This is a genomic window from Mucilaginibacter xinganensis, from assembly GCF_002257585.1.
Taxonomy (GTDB): domain Bacteria; phylum Bacteroidota; class Bacteroidia; order Sphingobacteriales; family Sphingobacteriaceae; genus Mucilaginibacter; species Mucilaginibacter xinganensis.
Map to the genome: position 1 here is coordinate 2,791,154 of NZ_CP022743.1, position 15,833 is coordinate 2,806,986.

General features: G+C 40.8%; 20 protein-coding genes. 14 read left to right on the forward strand and 6 right to left on the reverse strand.

The annotated features are described in order from the left end of the window. Positions 1-75 precede the first annotated feature (75 nt). The 3 genes from MuYL_RS12245 to MuYL_RS12255 form a co-directional block, all read right to left on the reverse strand. On the reverse strand, positions 76-513 hold the full coding sequence (locus tag MuYL_RS12245; RefSeq protein ID WP_094572925.1) for an RrF2 family transcriptional regulator: 438 nt from the start codon (positions 511-513) through the stop codon (positions 76-78). Positions 514-639: 126 nt separating this feature from the next. Then, positions 640-1,032 (reverse strand): VOC family protein, encoded by a 393-nt coding sequence (locus MuYL_RS12250; protein ID WP_094570852.1) that lies wholly within the window; start codon positions 1,030-1,032, stop codon positions 640-642. 3 nt (positions 1,033-1,035) lie between these two features. Beyond that, entirely contained in the window at positions 1,036-1,866 is an 831-nt protein-coding gene (locus MuYL_RS12255; protein ID WP_094570853.1) for an MOSC domain-containing protein, read from the reverse strand. A 119-nt stretch (positions 1,867-1,985) separates the two neighbouring features. On the opposite strand from MuYL_RS12255, the gene MuYL_RS12260 reads away from it, so the two are divergent. From MuYL_RS12260 to rpmA, 7 genes are all read left to right on the forward strand, one after another. Then, positions 1,986-3,707 (forward strand): GMC oxidoreductase, encoded by a 1,722-nt coding sequence (locus tag MuYL_RS12260; protein ID WP_094570854.1) that lies wholly within the window; start codon positions 1,986-1,988, stop codon positions 3,705-3,707. 43 nt (positions 3,708-3,750) lie between these two features. After that, complete coding sequence (locus MuYL_RS12265; protein ID WP_094570855.1) at positions 3,751-4,071, forward strand: YbjQ family protein; 321 nt, start codon at positions 3,751-3,753, stop codon at positions 4,069-4,071. Between the two features lie 151 nt (positions 4,072-4,222). Further along, complete coding sequence (locus MuYL_RS12270; RefSeq protein WP_094570856.1) at positions 4,223-5,611, forward strand: dicarboxylate/amino acid:cation symporter; 1,389 nt, start codon at positions 4,223-4,225, stop codon at positions 5,609-5,611. 36 nt (positions 5,612-5,647) lie between these two features. Next, on the forward strand, positions 5,648-6,154 hold the full coding sequence (locus tag MuYL_RS12275) for a hypothetical protein (RefSeq protein WP_170309749.1): 507 nt from the start codon (positions 5,648-5,650) through the stop codon (positions 6,152-6,154). Between the two features lie 5 nt (positions 6,155-6,159). Then, the gene (locus tag MuYL_RS12280) at positions 6,160-6,846 is read left to right on the forward strand and encodes a tetratricopeptide repeat protein (RefSeq protein ID WP_094570857.1); all 687 of its coding nucleotides are present in this window, start codon (positions 6,160-6,162) and stop codon (positions 6,844-6,846) included. A 75-nt stretch (positions 6,847-6,921) separates the two neighbouring features. Further along, entirely contained in the window at positions 6,922-7,230 is a 309-nt protein-coding gene (gene rplU, locus MuYL_RS12285; protein ID WP_073400446.1) for a 50S ribosomal protein L21, read from the forward strand. A 47-nt stretch (positions 7,231-7,277) separates the two neighbouring features. Then, positions 7,278-7,724, forward strand: coding sequence for a 50S ribosomal protein L27 (gene rpmA, locus MuYL_RS12290; RefSeq protein WP_094570858.1), 447 nt, complete (start codon positions 7,278-7,280; stop codon positions 7,722-7,724). A gap of 60 nt (positions 7,725-7,784) precedes the next feature. Here the strand turns inward: rpmA and MuYL_RS12295 are convergent, their stop codons facing one another. Further along, positions 7,785-8,336: a hypothetical protein gene (locus MuYL_RS12295; protein ID WP_094570859.1), complete on the reverse strand. Its 552-nt coding sequence runs from the start codon at positions 8,334-8,336 to the stop codon at positions 7,785-7,787. A gap of 136 nt (positions 8,337-8,472) precedes the next feature. Here MuYL_RS12295 and MuYL_RS12300 point away from each other — a divergent pair, with 136 nt between their 5' ends. Both MuYL_RS12300 and MuYL_RS12305 read left to right on the forward strand, forming a co-directional pair. After that, positions 8,473-8,979, forward strand: a complete 507-nt coding sequence (locus MuYL_RS12300; protein ID WP_094570860.1) for a DUF4126 family protein — start codon at positions 8,473-8,475, stop codon at positions 8,977-8,979. A gap of 139 nt (positions 8,980-9,118) precedes the next feature. Next, the gene (locus MuYL_RS12305; RefSeq protein WP_094570861.1) at positions 9,119-9,736 is read left to right on the forward strand and encodes a TetR/AcrR family transcriptional regulator; all 618 of its coding nucleotides are present in this window, start codon (positions 9,119-9,121) and stop codon (positions 9,734-9,736) included. 209 nt (positions 9,737-9,945) lie between these two features. On the opposite strand, the gene MuYL_RS12310 is transcribed toward MuYL_RS12305, so the two are convergent. Then, entirely contained in the window at positions 9,946-11,184 is a 1,239-nt protein-coding gene (locus MuYL_RS12310) for a nucleoside recognition domain-containing protein (RefSeq protein WP_094570862.1), read from the reverse strand. Between the two features lie 114 nt (positions 11,185-11,298). Here MuYL_RS12310 and MuYL_RS12315 point away from each other — a divergent pair, with 114 nt between their 5' ends. Both MuYL_RS12315 and MuYL_RS12320 read left to right on the forward strand, forming a co-directional pair. Further along, entirely contained in the window at positions 11,299-11,745 is a 447-nt protein-coding gene (locus MuYL_RS12315; RefSeq protein WP_094570863.1) for a DinB family protein, read from the forward strand. 13 nt (positions 11,746-11,758) lie between these two features. Then, positions 11,759-12,199, forward strand: coding sequence for a DUF3052 family protein (locus MuYL_RS12320; protein WP_094570864.1), 441 nt, complete (start codon positions 11,759-11,761; stop codon positions 12,197-12,199). Between the two features lie 22 nt (positions 12,200-12,221). Here MuYL_RS12320 and MuYL_RS12325 read toward each other — a convergent pair whose 3' ends face one another. Continuing rightward, positions 12,222-12,695, reverse strand: a complete 474-nt coding sequence (locus MuYL_RS12325) for a hypothetical protein (RefSeq protein WP_157740822.1) — start codon at positions 12,693-12,695, stop codon at positions 12,222-12,224. Positions 12,696-12,776: 81 nt separating this feature from the next. Here MuYL_RS12325 and MuYL_RS12330 point away from each other — a divergent pair, with 81 nt between their 5' ends. From MuYL_RS12330 to MuYL_RS12340, 3 genes are all read left to right on the forward strand, one after another. Next, complete coding sequence (locus MuYL_RS12330) at positions 12,777-13,202, forward strand: OsmC family protein (RefSeq protein WP_094570866.1); 426 nt, start codon at positions 12,777-12,779, stop codon at positions 13,200-13,202. 26 nt (positions 13,203-13,228) lie between these two features. Beyond that, positions 13,229-14,065 (forward strand): maleylpyruvate isomerase N-terminal domain-containing protein, encoded by an 837-nt coding sequence (locus tag MuYL_RS12335; RefSeq protein ID WP_094570867.1) that lies wholly within the window; start codon positions 13,229-13,231, stop codon positions 14,063-14,065. Between the two features lie 364 nt (positions 14,066-14,429). Continuing rightward, complete coding sequence (locus MuYL_RS12340; protein WP_094570868.1) at positions 14,430-15,809, forward strand: DUF6089 family protein; 1,380 nt, start codon at positions 14,430-14,432, stop codon at positions 15,807-15,809. Positions 15,810-15,833 lie beyond the last annotated feature (24 nt).

The following is a 15,833-nucleotide window of genomic DNA, read 5'->3' on the forward strand; positions in this document are numbered from 1 at the left end:
ATTCAGCTATTAACTGAATCGGCTTTTTAATGTTTCGTAATTTTATTGACGGACGATGTTATTTGCTTGTTACGCTTATTCGTTTAATAACAGCGTGCTTTCCCTACTGATCACATCCGCAATACTTGTTTCTGATAATATTTTTACGGTTGCATCCCTAACTTCTATAAACACGTCGCGAATGCCGCAGGTGGTTTCCTGGTGACACTCATCGCATTTGTGGTAAAAGTTGAGGCTGGCGCATGGTACCATGGCTATAGGGCCATCAGTAATCCTCATTATTTGTACCAGGTAAATATCCTTAGCGTCTTTATTCAGACTGTAACCGCCTCCCGCACCCTTTTTACTGTAAAGAAAGCCTGCGTTGCGCAAGTCTAAAAGAATCTGTTCCAGGAATTTTTTAGGAATTTTTTCTTCCTCAGCAATTTTTGAGATTTGCATTGGAGGTTTATCGGCATTTTTCCCCAGCACTACCAGGGCCTTAATTGCATACTTTGTTTTTTTCGATAGCATATTTAAAAATAGCGCTTGCAAAGATAAGTAAAAGAATTTGTGTTGTTTTATCTGTTGATAAGGCATCAACCAATTGTAAAGATAATGTTTTATTTAATGTGCAAATATTTCTGTACAAAACTGATTTTAGGTATTAGGTTGTATTAAATCCCAAAAGTTTCCGTAAAGGTCTGCAAATACAGCAACAATGCCATATGGTTCCGCCTGAGGCTCACGAATGAATTTAATGTTTTCAGCCAGCATTTGGGCATGATCTCGCCAAAAATCATCAGTATATAAAAACAATGCAACACGTCCCCCGGTTTGATTGCCGATATGATTCCGTTGTTTGTCATTGTCTGCTTTTGCCAATACCAGGCAACATTCTTTAGCATTTTTCGGCGCAACAAGTACCCATCTTTTTGTTTCGCTTAAAGGGGTGTCTTCAATCAAATCAAACTTTAATTTTTCCGTATAAAACTTGATAGCCTCATCGTAATCATTTACCAGTAATGTGATATGAGCAATATGCTGTTTCATAAATTATATAAAAAACCGTTCTTCAATGTGCTTCTGAAAAACCTTGATTTCATCACCTACAGCAATTTCGCCTTCACCGTCATGCACTAAATTTTGCCCAAATAATATTTTGTTGTTTTTAAAACGATAGGAGGCGAGTGTTTTTAAAGGCTCTTTCCCTTTTTTTGCGTTTTCCTGGTTTACCGTGGTAAGCACGCAACGGGCGCAAAGCTTTACGCCATAAAAACTGATGCCGCCGACGGTAAAATGAGCATAAAGGTCTTCTTCATAAGGGCCGCCACCTGTGAAAACGATATTGGGCCTAAACCTGTTCATCGGTAATGCTTCCGGCATCCGGTTGTTCAGGTCATCCAGCGACGCTTGTCCTATCATCATAAAAGGGTAGGCATCCGCAAATGAGGTAACTGCGTCAGATGGGGCATAACGCGGGTCGACAGCACGTTTCGTTTCGTCCGGCATATAAACCAGCCGGCAGTTTATACCCAGCATTTCTGTGAACCATTTGTCGGCATGATTACTAACCAATAGCGCCCTGCAGGTATCATCCCAAATACTTACAGTTACTTCGCTGTATTTAATACTCGGGTCGTTAAAAGGCACCGGGATTGATTTTTGATTGATTTTATGCGTTACCAGTAAGCCATCATTTTTAATAGTTACCTGCAGCAAAGCCATTTGGTGGTGCTCCCGCTGGGTGAGGAAAGCATTGTTTTCGTCAATTAAAAGCCAGCGCCTGTCATGTTCAAAACCAGTTGGGGTAATTCTTGCATTTTTAACCTTAATTCCGGCTAACGACTTTATGGGGTAGATGTATAACTCACTTATTTGAAGCATTGTTGACGCGGATTTAGCTCTTTCAACAAAAATACGAAAAGCAGGCGAAAGTTTGGGCCGGTTGGATGATCGGCATGTCAAAATTCATATCTTAGCTATCCCATTATAACCAAATATTTATGACTTCACCTGATTTTAACTATACAGCTACACCAGATCACACTTATGATGCTATTGTTATCGGCTCCGGTATCAGCGGTGGCTGGGCGGCAAAAGAGCTTTGTGAGGGTGGTTTAAAAACATTGGTTTTGGAGCGTGGTAAAAATGTGGTGCATTTAAAAGATTACCCCACCGCCACTAAAAACCCGTGGGATTTTAAGCACCATGGCGACATTCCTTTAAAGGTTAAAGAAGAAAACCCGGTAGTTAATCGTTGTTATGCATTTGATGAAAGCACCGATCATTTTTTTGTAAAGGATCAGGAACATCCCTACATACAGCAAAAGCCTTTCGACTGGATCAGGGGTTACCAGGTAGGCGGAAAATCGCTGTTATGGGCAAGGCAAACCCAACGCTGGAGTAAATATGATTTTGAGGGCCCGGCACGTGATGGTTTTGCTGTTGACTGGCCGATCAGATACGAAGATATGGATCCCTGGTACAGCTATGTGGAACGTTTTGCCGGGATAAGTGGTAACCATGATGGATTGGACACCCTGCCCGATGGGGAGTTTTTGCCGCCCTGGGAGATGAACGTGGTTGAGAAGGTAATGCAGGAGCGAATAATGAACAACTATAAAGACCGGAATGTTATTATTGGCCGCTGTGCACATTTAACCAAACCTAAAGAAGTGCATTTGGAGCAGGGCAGGGGGCAATGCCAGGCGCGCAACCTTTGTCAGCGTGGCTGTCCTTTCGGGGGGTATTTCAGCTCCAACTCATCTACTTTGCCTACGGCTAATAAAACCGGAAACCTTACCATATTGCCCAATTCTGTGGTTCATTCCATTATTTACGATGATAAAAAGAAAAAGGCAACCGGCGTCAGGGTAATTGATGCGCATACCAAACAAGCCACCGAGTATTTCGCAAAAATAATTTTTGTAAATGCTGCGGCATTAAATACTAATTTAATTTTACTCAATTCCAAATCGGCACGTTTTCCTAACGGTTTAGGTAACGATAATGGCCTGCTGGGTAAATACATTGCATTTCAGAATTATCGCGGCTCCTTATCAGCACGAATGGAAGGACATGAAGATTCGTATTATTATGGCAGGCGACCCACTGCCGTGATGATGCCTAATTTTAGAAATGTACATAAGCAGGAAACTGATTTTTTACGCGGATACATGGTTTTTTATACGGCCACACGCGGTGGGTGGGGGCATCAAACCGGTGGTCCGCAAATAGGAGCTGAATACAAAGATGCAGTTTCAGAGGCGGGCGACTGGGGGATTTATATGATGATGCAGGGGGAAACCATACCGAAGGAAACAAACCGCGTTTATTTAAGCCAGGATCAGAAAGATGAATGGGGAATTCCGTTGTTAACAGTTTCGGTTGATTACGATGAAAATGATGAAAAATCATTAAAAGACTTTTTACAGCAAGGCGCAGAAATGCTTGAAAAAGCCGGCTGCAAAGACATCAGCGCCAATGACAGCAAGCAGGCGCCGGGATTGGATATTCACGAAGTTGGCGGCGTACGGATGGGCCATGATCCTAAAACCTCACTATTAAATAAATGGAACCAATTGCATACCTGTCCTAATGTGTTTGTAACAGATGGTGCTTGTATGACCTCGACGGGAACGCAAAACCCATCGCTCACCTTTATGGCAATAACAGCGCGCGCCGCAAATTATGCGGTTAATGAAATAAAAAAAGGTAATCTTTAGAAACAATTCCAATCAATAAACATCCAATATAAAAACAAAAAATATGTTAGTTACAACAAGCACAAACCTGGAAGGCTACAGGATAACCCAGCAACTGGGTATTATAAGAGGAATAACGGTTCGTTCACGTGGGATCGGCGGTAATTTTATGGGTGGATTGCAAACCGTTTTTGGTGGCCGGAACACCGTTTACACCGAACTATGCGAAACTGCCCGCGAAGAAGCTTACCAGTTAATGATCCAGCATGCACAACAACATGGCGCTAATGCCGTAATTAATATGCGTTATGATGCAAATGAAGTTATGCAGGGCGTAACCGAAGTTTTGGCCTACGGAACTGCTGTAACAGTAGAAAAGATTTAGTTTGAAAATTAGCAGTTGGAGATGAGGGATCAGGCATTATTGAACAATGCCGGGAAATAATCATTCAAATCGTTGAACGTTTGTTACCTAATCTGTAATGGCTAACTGCTAATCACTACATTTTACTACTTTTGCTGGCTCAATAAGTGCTATGCAAAAAAGCAAACTCACGCTCTATATTTTTATTGCCCTGGTTTTAGGGGTTATAGCAGGTTACCTGTACAACGTGTACGTAATTAATGCTATTAATACCCGCATTAACGCGGCCGAAAGTTCTATTAAAGCTATTGACGGCCGGTTAGCTGATTTAAAAGACAGTACGTCGGCTGATTTTAAGCTGCTAAAATCAAATCGTACTGCCCAAATATCCCTTCGAAAAGCTGCTGATGATATGCGGGAAGACAAGCTGGAGGGCTTTACCATATTAAGCAAGATATTCCTTAACCTGATAAAAATGATAGTGGGCCCGCTGGTATTCTCAACCCTGGTGGTGGGAGTGGCAAAAGTGGGCGATGTTAATGCTGTTGGCCGCATTGGCGGTAAAACACTGCTTTGGTTTTTAAGCGCTACGCTGGTGTCTTTGTTACTGGGGATGCTGCTGGTTAACCTGTTTCAACCCGGTATAGCCATGCATTTGCCGCTGCCGGATAGTCATTTGGCTACAGGCATAAAAAAAACCGGCATCTCACTAAAGGACTTTGTGGATCATGTCTTTCCGCGAAGTTTTTTTGAAGCGATGACAAACAACGAGATCCTTCAGATTGTGGTATTTTCTATCTTCTTCGGGATTGCCACAGCCGCGATAGGTGAAAAAGGCGAGATCGTTATCAAAGCAATGGACGCCATTGCGCACGTGATATTAAAAATAACCGGCTATGTGATGATGCTGGCCCCTTTAGCGGTATTTGGCGCTATTACGGCCATAATAGCAAAACAGGGACTAGGCATATTGTCAACCTATGCCATATTTATAGGCGAGTTCTATTTTTCGCTGATCGTGCTTTGGATGGTGATAGTTTTTGCTGGTTTTGTGGTGCTGCGCAAAAGGGTGTTTAATTTAATCGGCAATATAAAAGATGCTATGTTGATAGCCTTTAGTACATCAACAAGTGAGGCTGCATATCCAAAAGTATTGCTCGAGCTGGAGCGTTTCGGCTGCAATAATAAAATAGTAAGCTTTGTTTTGCCGCTGGGATATTCATTTAACCTTGATGGCTCTATGATGTATATGACCTTTGCGTCGCTGTTCCTGGCGCAGGCTTATAATATGCACCTTTCACTTGGTCAGCAGGTAACTATGCTGTTGATATTAATGCTCACCAGTAAAGGTGTGGCGGGCGTGCCGCGTGCATCGCTGGTAGTTATTGCTGGTACCCTGCCCATGTTCAATATTCCGGAAGCCGGCCTCGCACTTATAATTGGGATTGATCCCCTGCTTGATATGGGGCGTTCTGCAACCAATGTTCTAGGAAATGCAATGGCTACAGCGGTGGTAAGCAAGTGGGAGGGAGAACTTAACGAACCTGTTGACAAAATTTAAATTACACTATGCTAACTTTTAAATTATTAAATATACATGTCTGACAAAGCAAAAAAAATATTCCTTATTTTAACCATAGTTGTTCCGTTCCTGATGTATTGCATATATTATTATGGCCGGATGATAAAGAATGCGCCTTATAAGTTCACTGAATTCCAATCGTTTGTAATACAGTATGGTACAAGTGACAGCCTTTTAAATAAATACAATTCAAAAACAGGTGAATACCAATATCTAAACAAACGCGATTCATTGGTGAAGATGAACTTGCTGCTCCCTAAAAGCGACCTGCTTTATTTGCACCGGAAAGCAGCTGACCTTGGTTTTTGGGATTTTCCGTCTAACGAAACCGGGGATAGTGCGGCATTTAAAGGCGTAAAACCTACGCGCTATTATATTGAATTTAATTACCAGCGTAAAAGCAAAAAGGTGTTGTTTGACGAATCATTTAACGGCGACCCAAGACTGAAAGATGCTAACGAAAACCTGGTAAAGGAAATTATACATGTTTTAGCCGATGCTGAAGACAGAAAGAAAAAGTAAAACTTATGAAATACTTTGCCTTTATTATTTTACTTCTAATAACCGCTCCGGCTTTTTCACAGCAGATAAGTTACCCTGACTGGAAAAAGAAAGCTGAAACTCAAATTAATTTACAGCCCGAATACGGCAACGTATCAAAGAGTAAGGAACAATTAGAAGAAGACCGGCAATTTATTGAAACTGTATTAAAACAAGATACAATTCGTAGGAAGGGCTCAGAACACCTTGTTAAACTTGGATTTACGTATTTATACCGTGGCGACCTGGAAACCGCAATGAAGAGATTTAACCAGGCTTGGCTGCTTGACCCTAAAAACGAAAATGCTTATTGGGGATATGCAGCTGTATATTTTAGTTTTAATGATTTAACTGAGGCTTCAAGGCAGCTGGATAAAGGGCTTTTGTTGAATCCTAAAAGCTCAAACATATTAACAGATAAAGCAACTATTTACCTGGCAGGCTATATGAACAGTCGCAGTACTGCTGATCTGGTTAAAGCTATTGAAGTATTCCATCAGTCTTATAAAATTGACCCATTCAATCAAAATACGTTATTTAAGTTATCTGCGGCTTATTTTTATAGTAAAGACTGTACAAATGCCTGGAAGTACTATAATGAATGTGTAAAGCTTGGCGGACAGCCAATTACTAACGAATACACGGAAGCGCTAAAGGCGCAGTGTAAAATGTAATTTAAATAGCATTGCTTTTTCTGAAATAATATTCTATATTTGCACCTCGAATTTTAAAACAATAATTAACAAACAATGTACGCAATAGTAAGTATAGCCGGACAGCAATTTAAAGTTGCAAAAGACCAGCAGATCTTTGTACACAGGTTACAGGGTGAAGAAGGCGCTAGTATTGAATTTGACAACGTATTGTTAGCTGAAAACGAAGGTAAATTTAAATTAGGTTCTGATTTAAAAAGTGCTAAAGTATCTGCTAAGATAGTGTCTCATTTAAAAGGTGATAAAGTAATTATCTTCAAAAAGAAAAGAAGAAAAGGTTACAAAAAGAAGAACGGTCACCGTCAGCAATTTACCAAGATAGAGATCACTGGTATAACATTATAATTAAAGTTTAATCGGGGGCTGTTATAGCTCCATAAAGATATTAAGAAATGGCACACAAAAAAGGGGCCGGTAGTTCCAGAAACGGCCGCGAGTCACATAGCAAACGTTTAGGTATCAAGATATTTGGTGGTCAGCCGGCAATTGCAGGTAACATCATCGTTCGTCAGCGTGGTACCAAACACAATCCGGGCCTTAATGTAGGTATCGGCAGAGATCATACCTTATTTGCATTAGCTGAAGGTATTGTTACTTTTAAAAAGAAAGCAGATAACCGTTCATACGTTTCCGTTTTGCCTTTTGAACTTGAAGTTGTTGCAGAAGATGCAGCACCTGCACCAAAAGTAAAAGCAGAGAAAAAAGTTGTTGAAGCAAAAGCACCTGAGGCTGCACCTGCCGTTGAAGAAACAGCAGTAGCTGAAGAAGCTCCAAAAGCAAAAAAAGCAGCCGCTCCTAAAAAGAAAGCAGCTGATACAGAAGAAAAAGCAGCTGAGTAATCAGCTAAGCTAATTATATTGAAAAGACCCTGATCTGCAAAAGATCAGGGCCTTTTCGTTTTAGGCGTATTTGAAATTTTTCCCAATGGCCTTTAATTTATCCAGTTTGTTAAGCATCTTACTTAAACGCCTTTGGTTACGTGAACCCGCATCAAGCGCATCATATGCGGCACCCGCGGCCAGGGCATAAACAGCATGATGCAGGGCATCAATGGCAATTGCCTTTGGTTTCTGCTCAGTAACAGGTGGGCTGGCTTTAAATGCGGGCAGCATAACCATGGCCGTACCCCAAATGCTGGCGAAGTGAACGGCGGCAGCAGGCAGGCCCTTTAACCCGGTAAGGCCTATTAATCCCCGGGCTATGCCCCATGCAGTCCCGTAAGCCCAATGGATCTCCTGCGACACTTTTTCTTCTCCGGCTTCATTTGAAGGTTTTATGCCGGTAATTTCTTTTGCAACCTTAACAGGTGCTTCGCTGGGCGCCCTTTTGGTTATCTTCATCTCTATCGCCTGCGATAAGGTAATAGCAGCTGTACCTGCCAATCCCGCAAGTAAACCAATGCCTATTGCTGTTCCCAACTCTCCGAGGGTATTATTTTCACGTATTTTCATAGTTGATAGATTTATAACAAGAGCAACAAAAATTTATGAATATTGATTTATGAATTTTAAAAATTGAAAAATCCCGAAGGAATTCTGTTTTAGGAATGATTGTTGTATTTATAATCAAATCATTTAATATTCAGCCATGAGAAAAATAATCAGTAAAAGCAATATGAAACTTACAAAACCATTTTGGCAAGTTTTAGGACTGGGAATTCTCGCAGGCATGCGTACCACGTCCGCACCTGCAATAGCCAGCCATATTTTAAGTCACCATCAATCAAAAACACTCAAAAAGTCGCCGTTGGATTTTATGCAGTCTGGCAATGTGGCTTTAGGTATGAAGATCCTGGCGATGGGCGAGTTAGTTGGCGACAAATTACCACAGGCGCCAAACAGGATAGCGGCAGGTGGCGTTATTGGCAGGTGCCTGGCCGGCTCACTGGCTGGAGCGAGCATTTATAAGGCCGCAGGCAGCAATGCGCTTACAGGTGCGCTGTTAGGTTCAGTTGTTGCGCTCGGGTCAACCTTTGGCAGTTACTATCTTCGGAAATACACGGTTCAGAAAACCCACGCCTTTGATCCCTATGTTGGAGCAATTGAAGATGTGCTGGTAGCTACGGCAGGAGCCGGCTTAATCATTACTGCGTAATATTGTAAGTATAATGTATCATTCATTTCCATTGCATCGTATATATATTTAGAAAATTTGATAAGTTTGTTAAAAAAGTCAGGAATTTAGTTTTGGCCGGTTAACCTTATCAAAGTGAACTATTATATAACAACTTAAAATGATTTCAGCTACCGATCAGCAGGATGTAAAAAAGGAGAAGATTTTAGAAGCTGCCTATCACCGGTTTTTACATTTTGGTTATTCAAAAACCACAATGAATGAAATAGCGGGCGATCTTTCCATGTCAAAAGCGCTGCTTTATTATTATTTCCCGGATAAAAGCCAGCTATATGTTGCAGTTATGCGTAAAATTGCGTCCGAATATTTAAAAAAACTTACTGAAAAAACGGACACATTTTCTAATTTGAAGGAAGCTTTTATTTTTCAGATAGATACACAACATGATTTTATTGTAACCAACTATAATTTTTTCGATTACTTCAGGCTGAATGAACAGAATTTACCTGATATGATTTGGGAAATAGTTTCAGAGGTTCATGAATCAGAAACTGAACTTTTGGTTGGCGCAATAAAAACAGAAGCAGCAAAAGGACATATTAAACCCGTTGAAAATCCTACAGAAATTGTTGAACTTTTGTTAGATGCCTTACATGGGGTAAGGGTTAAATCCTTACCGCACAAAAAGGCAATGTTCCCTAATAAGGAACACCTGGATGAGATCCGTTCCAAACGCCTGTTACTTGCTGATATATTTATAAAAGGCTTGATGTATTAACCTTATTTATATAGAGATACTGTCACCTTGCCGTCAAAAGAGTACAGTGAGCAAACCAGACACAAACATTATTAATATATTTGACTAATTAATTGATTTGGTCAAATGCGACCATTTCGATTATTAAAAATACTTCTAATTATAGAGGTGATTGTTTTAGAGTGATTGAAGCAGGCCCGGAATATTCCGGGCCTGCTTTTTTTCAATAGTTATCCAAAGAACAAATAGGCCACAAAAATAGCAGCTATAATTCCGGCGAGATCAGCAAATAAGCCCGCAGGAATAGCATAGCGCGATTTTTTGATACCAATGGAACCAAAATATAAAGCGACGATATAAAAAGTAGTGTCGGCAGATCCGTTGAAGATACATGCCAGGCGTCCTGCAAAACTATCCGGTTTATAGGTGGTCATTATATTTATCATCATCCCTTTTGAACCCGATCCGCTTAATGGTTTCATGTAGGCTACGGGCATGGCGTCCACAAAACGCGTGTCCAGGCCAAGCTGTGTAATTATCCAACGCAACCCGTCGTTCATATAATCCAAAGCGCCGCAGGCCCTGAAAACGGCAATGCCAACCAACATGGCCACCAGGTACGGGATTATTTTAACAGAAGTTTCAAAACCATTTTTTGCACCCTCAATAAATCCTTCAAAAACATTTACCTTTTTGTACATCGCCCCGGTTATGAATATCACGGGGATGGAATAAAGCATTAAATTACTGGCAACTTTTGATACCAGGCCAATTTGCCCCTTCGTTAAAAATACGGTAAAATACCAAACCAGCAATACTATAAAGCAGGTTATCCCGCCAAGCCACGTTATGATGACCTTATCGAATAGGTTGATCTTTTGTTTAACGGCTACCAGCAGCATGCCGGAGATGGCAGATACAAATGTCGCTATGATACAGGGGATAAAAATGTCTGTTGGGTCTTTTGCGTTTAAGATGGCGCGTTGTGCTATTATAGTAACCGGCAGCAGCTGCAAGCCGGAGGTAAGCAGCACCAGGTACATTATTTGCGCGTTTGAAGCGGTTTCTTTGTCTTTATTTAAATCCTGTAAACTGTTTATCGCTTTAAGTCCGAGCGGCGTAGCTGCATTGTCTAATCCTAACAAATTTGCCGAGAAGCTCATTAATACCTGCCCGGTAGCCGGGTGATTTTTTGGCACCTCGGGAAACAGGCGGCTGAAAAATGGGCCTACCAGCCGCGAAAGAAAGTTGATTGCACCTGCCTTTTCACCGATATTCATAATGCCCAGCCAAAACGCCATATTACCGGCCAGCGGTAACGCAATTTCCATCACAGACGACTTGGACGAAGTGAATATTGCATTAACGAGGTGCGAAAAAATCTCCGTATCTCCGAAAAATACCAGCCTTATCAACGCTATCACAAAGGCGATCAGGAAAAATGCAATCCAGATATAATTAAGGGCCATATAAAATTTTCAAAGGTTTGAAGATAAACTTTTTTGATAATTAAATGCTTATAACCATCTTTAAAATGATTTTTAAACCCATTTGATTTCCCCGGGCATAAAATAAAATTTACAATGGTTGACACAATACAAAAGCTAACGGAAGTTGTTAATGAGTTATATGCTGCCGATTGGAATGCAATTGACTGGGCCAGCAAACCGGATCCGGATAGGTGGTCAAAAAAACAAATTATCGGTCATTTAATTGATAGTGCCCAGGTCAACCTGCAGCGTTTTGTGCGTTGTACTTATGAAGAGAATTTTAAACTGACCTATGAACAGGATGAGTGGGTTAACGCGCAGCATTATCAGGATGCAGACATTAACGAGTTATTAGACTTGTGGAAATTGTTAAACCTGCAAATAGCCAGGGTGTTGTTAAATTATCCGCAAGAACGCCTGCAGGCTAAGTGCGATATTAATAAAACCACAGTACGTTTATATACTGTTGATTGGCTTGCAGTGGATTATGTAGAACACATGAAGCATCACTTGAAACAAGTTACGTGTAAACAAATTTAACTTACCTGTTGCAATGGAAGCGGGATTAAAACAAACACCAGGATATTCAGGCACGCCGCTGGCAAAAAAGCTTGGGCTTAAGCCTGGGTTTAACATCATGTTAATTAACGCGCCTGATCATTACTTCAGGCTGTTTACCGATTTTCCGGATGATGTGCTGGTAAATGTGGATGAAACTTTAAAGCAGGATGTAATCCATTTTTTCACAAGGGAAAAAGGCGAATACTTTAATATGCTGCCGGTTATTAAAGAACAAATAAAGCAAAACGGATCTATATGGATATCCTGGCCAAAAAAAGCATCAAAAGTTGTTACGGACGTTAATGAAGATGTTATCCGGGACTATGCCTTGCAAACAGGGCTTGTTGATGTTAAAGTTTGCGCTGTAGATGAAACATGGTCGGGCTTAAAACTGGTGATCCCTGTTAAAGACAGGGTGGTTAAAGTAGTTTAAATTATAGCGAATGCTGGCCTGTCTAGTTGTAAGCGGTGATGTGCTTATCACCAACAATTTGTATATCATAGTCTTTTTTTAAGGCATCATAAGGCACGGTATCAGTTATGGAAATATAAATATTACCAAGTTCTTTTACTGCGTATGACTGAATATCGGCTACCATACCGTCTTTGATAAGGTATTGCGAAACGGACTCTCTGACCAGGTTGTATTGATTCACTTCGTTGGTTTCTATTTCAATAAAAAGGCGTTTGCCATCCGCACGAAGAGAAATAGTGTTTTGGGTGCCACCCTGCATAATTATGTTATACTTCCTGTTTTTTGTGCCATTATCTTTTTTAGTGATGGTATATCCTTTTGCCACTAAAAAGGTGTCCGCATAATGTATGTTGTTGTTTAATAAGTATTTAATGTCTTCGTAGGAGATCAGCCCCTTTTGGCTGAACCCGCTCAGCGTGGAGAACATTAGAAAGATGAAAAGAAAATGTTTCATAATGGCGTTGCGAATATTACATCCAAGTTAAACTTTCATCCCGGTAAAGTATTATCTTAGCTTCATTGTTACAAGAAATATATGCCTAAAATAGAATTATCCCGCGTAAAAGGCGATTTTGGCTTTGAAGCCAAAGATGAAAACGGACATGTGGTAAGAATGGACAGCAGCCCTGAAAGCGGTGGCTGGGATTTTGGCGTTCGCCCTATGCAAATGTTGCTTATGGGGCTTGCCGGGTGCTCTGCCATTGATGTGATCGCCATTTTAAAAAAGCAGCGCCAGGAGATCAAAGACTACAAAATGGTGGTGCATGGTGATCGTGAGGCGGGCAAAGAGCCATCATTGTGGAAAGATATCAATATCGAATTTCATTTGTACGGTAATATTGATGAGGATAAGGCGGTAAAAGCTGCTGAATTGTCGCTTAATAAATATTGTTCGGTTGCGGCAACGCTGGGTAAAGCCGGGGCTGATATTAAATGGCGCGTGTTTGTGCACTCGGCTTAAGTTAAGTATCGATTTTGTTTTGTGCTATGGATAGACCTGTTCCTATTCAGACGGTTCATCTTTTCGGAATCTTAAATAATTTACTGATTGACCTGCTGAAGTCGCTTAATGAGGAGGATTGGAACAAACCCACCATTTCGCCATTGTGGACTGTAAAAGATATTGCTGCCCATTTGCTGGATACCAATATGCGTTCAATAGCTACAGCAAATAATTACAGCGGCAAACCGCCTGAAAATATTCAGTCCTACCAGGACCTGGTAACTTACCTTAACGAGTTAAATGCTGTTTGGGTAAAGGCAATGGACAGGATTAGCCCCCAGCAATTGATAGACCTGCTGCAATCCACAGGTAAACCTTACGAGGATTACCTGACTTCGCTGAATCCGTTTGACTCTGCAAATTATGCGGTTTCATGGGCGGGAGAGGAGCATTCAGAAAACTGGTTTGATATTGCCAGGCAATACACCGAAAAATGGCACCATCAGCAACAGATACGTGATGCGGTTAACAAACCGGGTATTATGAACCGTGAACTTTTTTATCCTTGTATAGATACTTTCATGAGGGGACTACCCCACGCTTATCGTAATACACCCGGAAAATTGGGCGCTTTGGTTACCATTACGATAAGTACCGATGCCGGCGGCAACTGGTATTTGCAGAAAAATACTTCCGGCTGGAAATTAATTCAACAAGCACCAGGCAAGAGTGCGGATGCTGCTATTACTATTACTCCTGATACTGCGTGGAAGCTATTTACCAAAGGCATAAAGCCGGAAATAGCAATACAGCAAGCAACAATACATGGCGATAAAAAATTGGCTCAAACAATGTTCAGCCTGGTTGCCGTTATGGCTTAATCTGATTTTCTTTTATTCCTTTACTGTTTAATGTAAATATCGCTATTTAGTTATTCATATAAGTCCTTTGTATGATATAAGCTATAAAAACAAAAAACTGTACTGTTTAATATCCATTAATCAATTGTGCCTATCAGCATCAATTATAGCTGGTCCTACCTCTCTGTATTTATCGGGGCCGCTGTTGCTAAAATGTTATTACTGTTTGTTTATCAATTATTTAAGCGGTGATTGATATGTTAAACTTAGAGTGGAGAATGCGGGTATGTTAACATGTTTATAACATTACGGACGATATGGCACCGATGTTGAACAGCCGGGGTATGCTCACTATCAATAGAGCGTAGACTTAAATAACATAATCATGAAATCAAATTTAAAAAAAGCCAGCCTGCTGTTAACCGGTTTATTGGTAGGTGGTCAATTATTCGCCCAAACCGCCGATACTACAAAAGCCTCGACCGATTACGTAAAACCATTTTCAAGTGATGATGCATTTCGTACCTGGTCAATAGGTGTAAGCGGTGGTGTGTTAACTCCATACACTATTTTTGGATCAAACAGGAAACAGGATTTTGTACATCCAAAAGCTCAATTGGGTTACGGAGCGTATATTAAAAAACAAATTACTCCTGCAGTTGGGATCCAGGCCGACTTTCTTGGTGGTAAATTACAGGCTGATAACAGCCAGTTAAATGAGTTTGGTAGTACTTATGACAGCTACAGTACCAAATTGCATTACGCGTTAAGTTTAAGCGCAAACGTTACTGTAGGTAATATCAGCTGGCACGACAATAAAAGTGCGATACAGCCATATTTCACTGCGGGTGTAGGTACTATGCATTATACCCCAGTATTAACCACAGGCGCAACATCTGTCAACTTTAAAAATGTGGACAACGGCTCTATCAACGAAATGTATTTGCCGGTAGGTGTAGGTGTTAAATTTAACATTGCGAAGGGAATAAACCTTGATTTGGGTTACCAGGTTAACTTTGTTTACGCTGATAACGTGGACGGATTTAATTACGGATCGAATAACGACAGGTTTTCATACGCACACGCAGGTTTAGAATTTGCATTGGGCAAAAAATCAAAACCGCAAATGTCGGTGCATAACCCTGTTTCATCAATGAGAACAGAATATTTATTGGAAAATCAAAACACTAAAAATCAGCTGCAAAGCGAGATAGACGCACAAAAAGCGGCTAACGACCAGTTAAAAGCCGACTTAGCTACGACCAACGCTAACCTGGCCAAATTTACTACTGACAGCGATGGTGATGGTGTTCCTGACTTTTACGACAAATGCCCTAACACACCAGCCGGAACAAAGGTTGATGGATCAGGTTGCCCGCTTCCGGTTGCTAAAGATGTAAAAGTTTATGTAACCGAAGAAGATCGTAAAGTAGTAAAAGAAGCCATCAGAAATCTTGAATTTGATTTCGGTAAAGCTACTATCCGGGCACATTCATACGCAAGCTTAAACAGGGTTGCCGATTTGCTTGTTGCTAAGAACTTCAGCCTGAAATTAGCAGGACATACTGATAACGTAGGTTCAAATGATGCAAATCTGAGGCTTTCAAAAGAACGTGCCGAAGCCATCAAATCATATTTGGTAAGCAAAGGTGCAAATGCTTCACGTATTGAGGCTACCGGTTATGGCGAAACACAACCAATTGCAAGTAATAAAACTGCAAAAGGCCGTCAGCAAAACCGCAGGGTTGAGTTCACTTTATTTTAATAGAACCAACATTAAATGATAAGG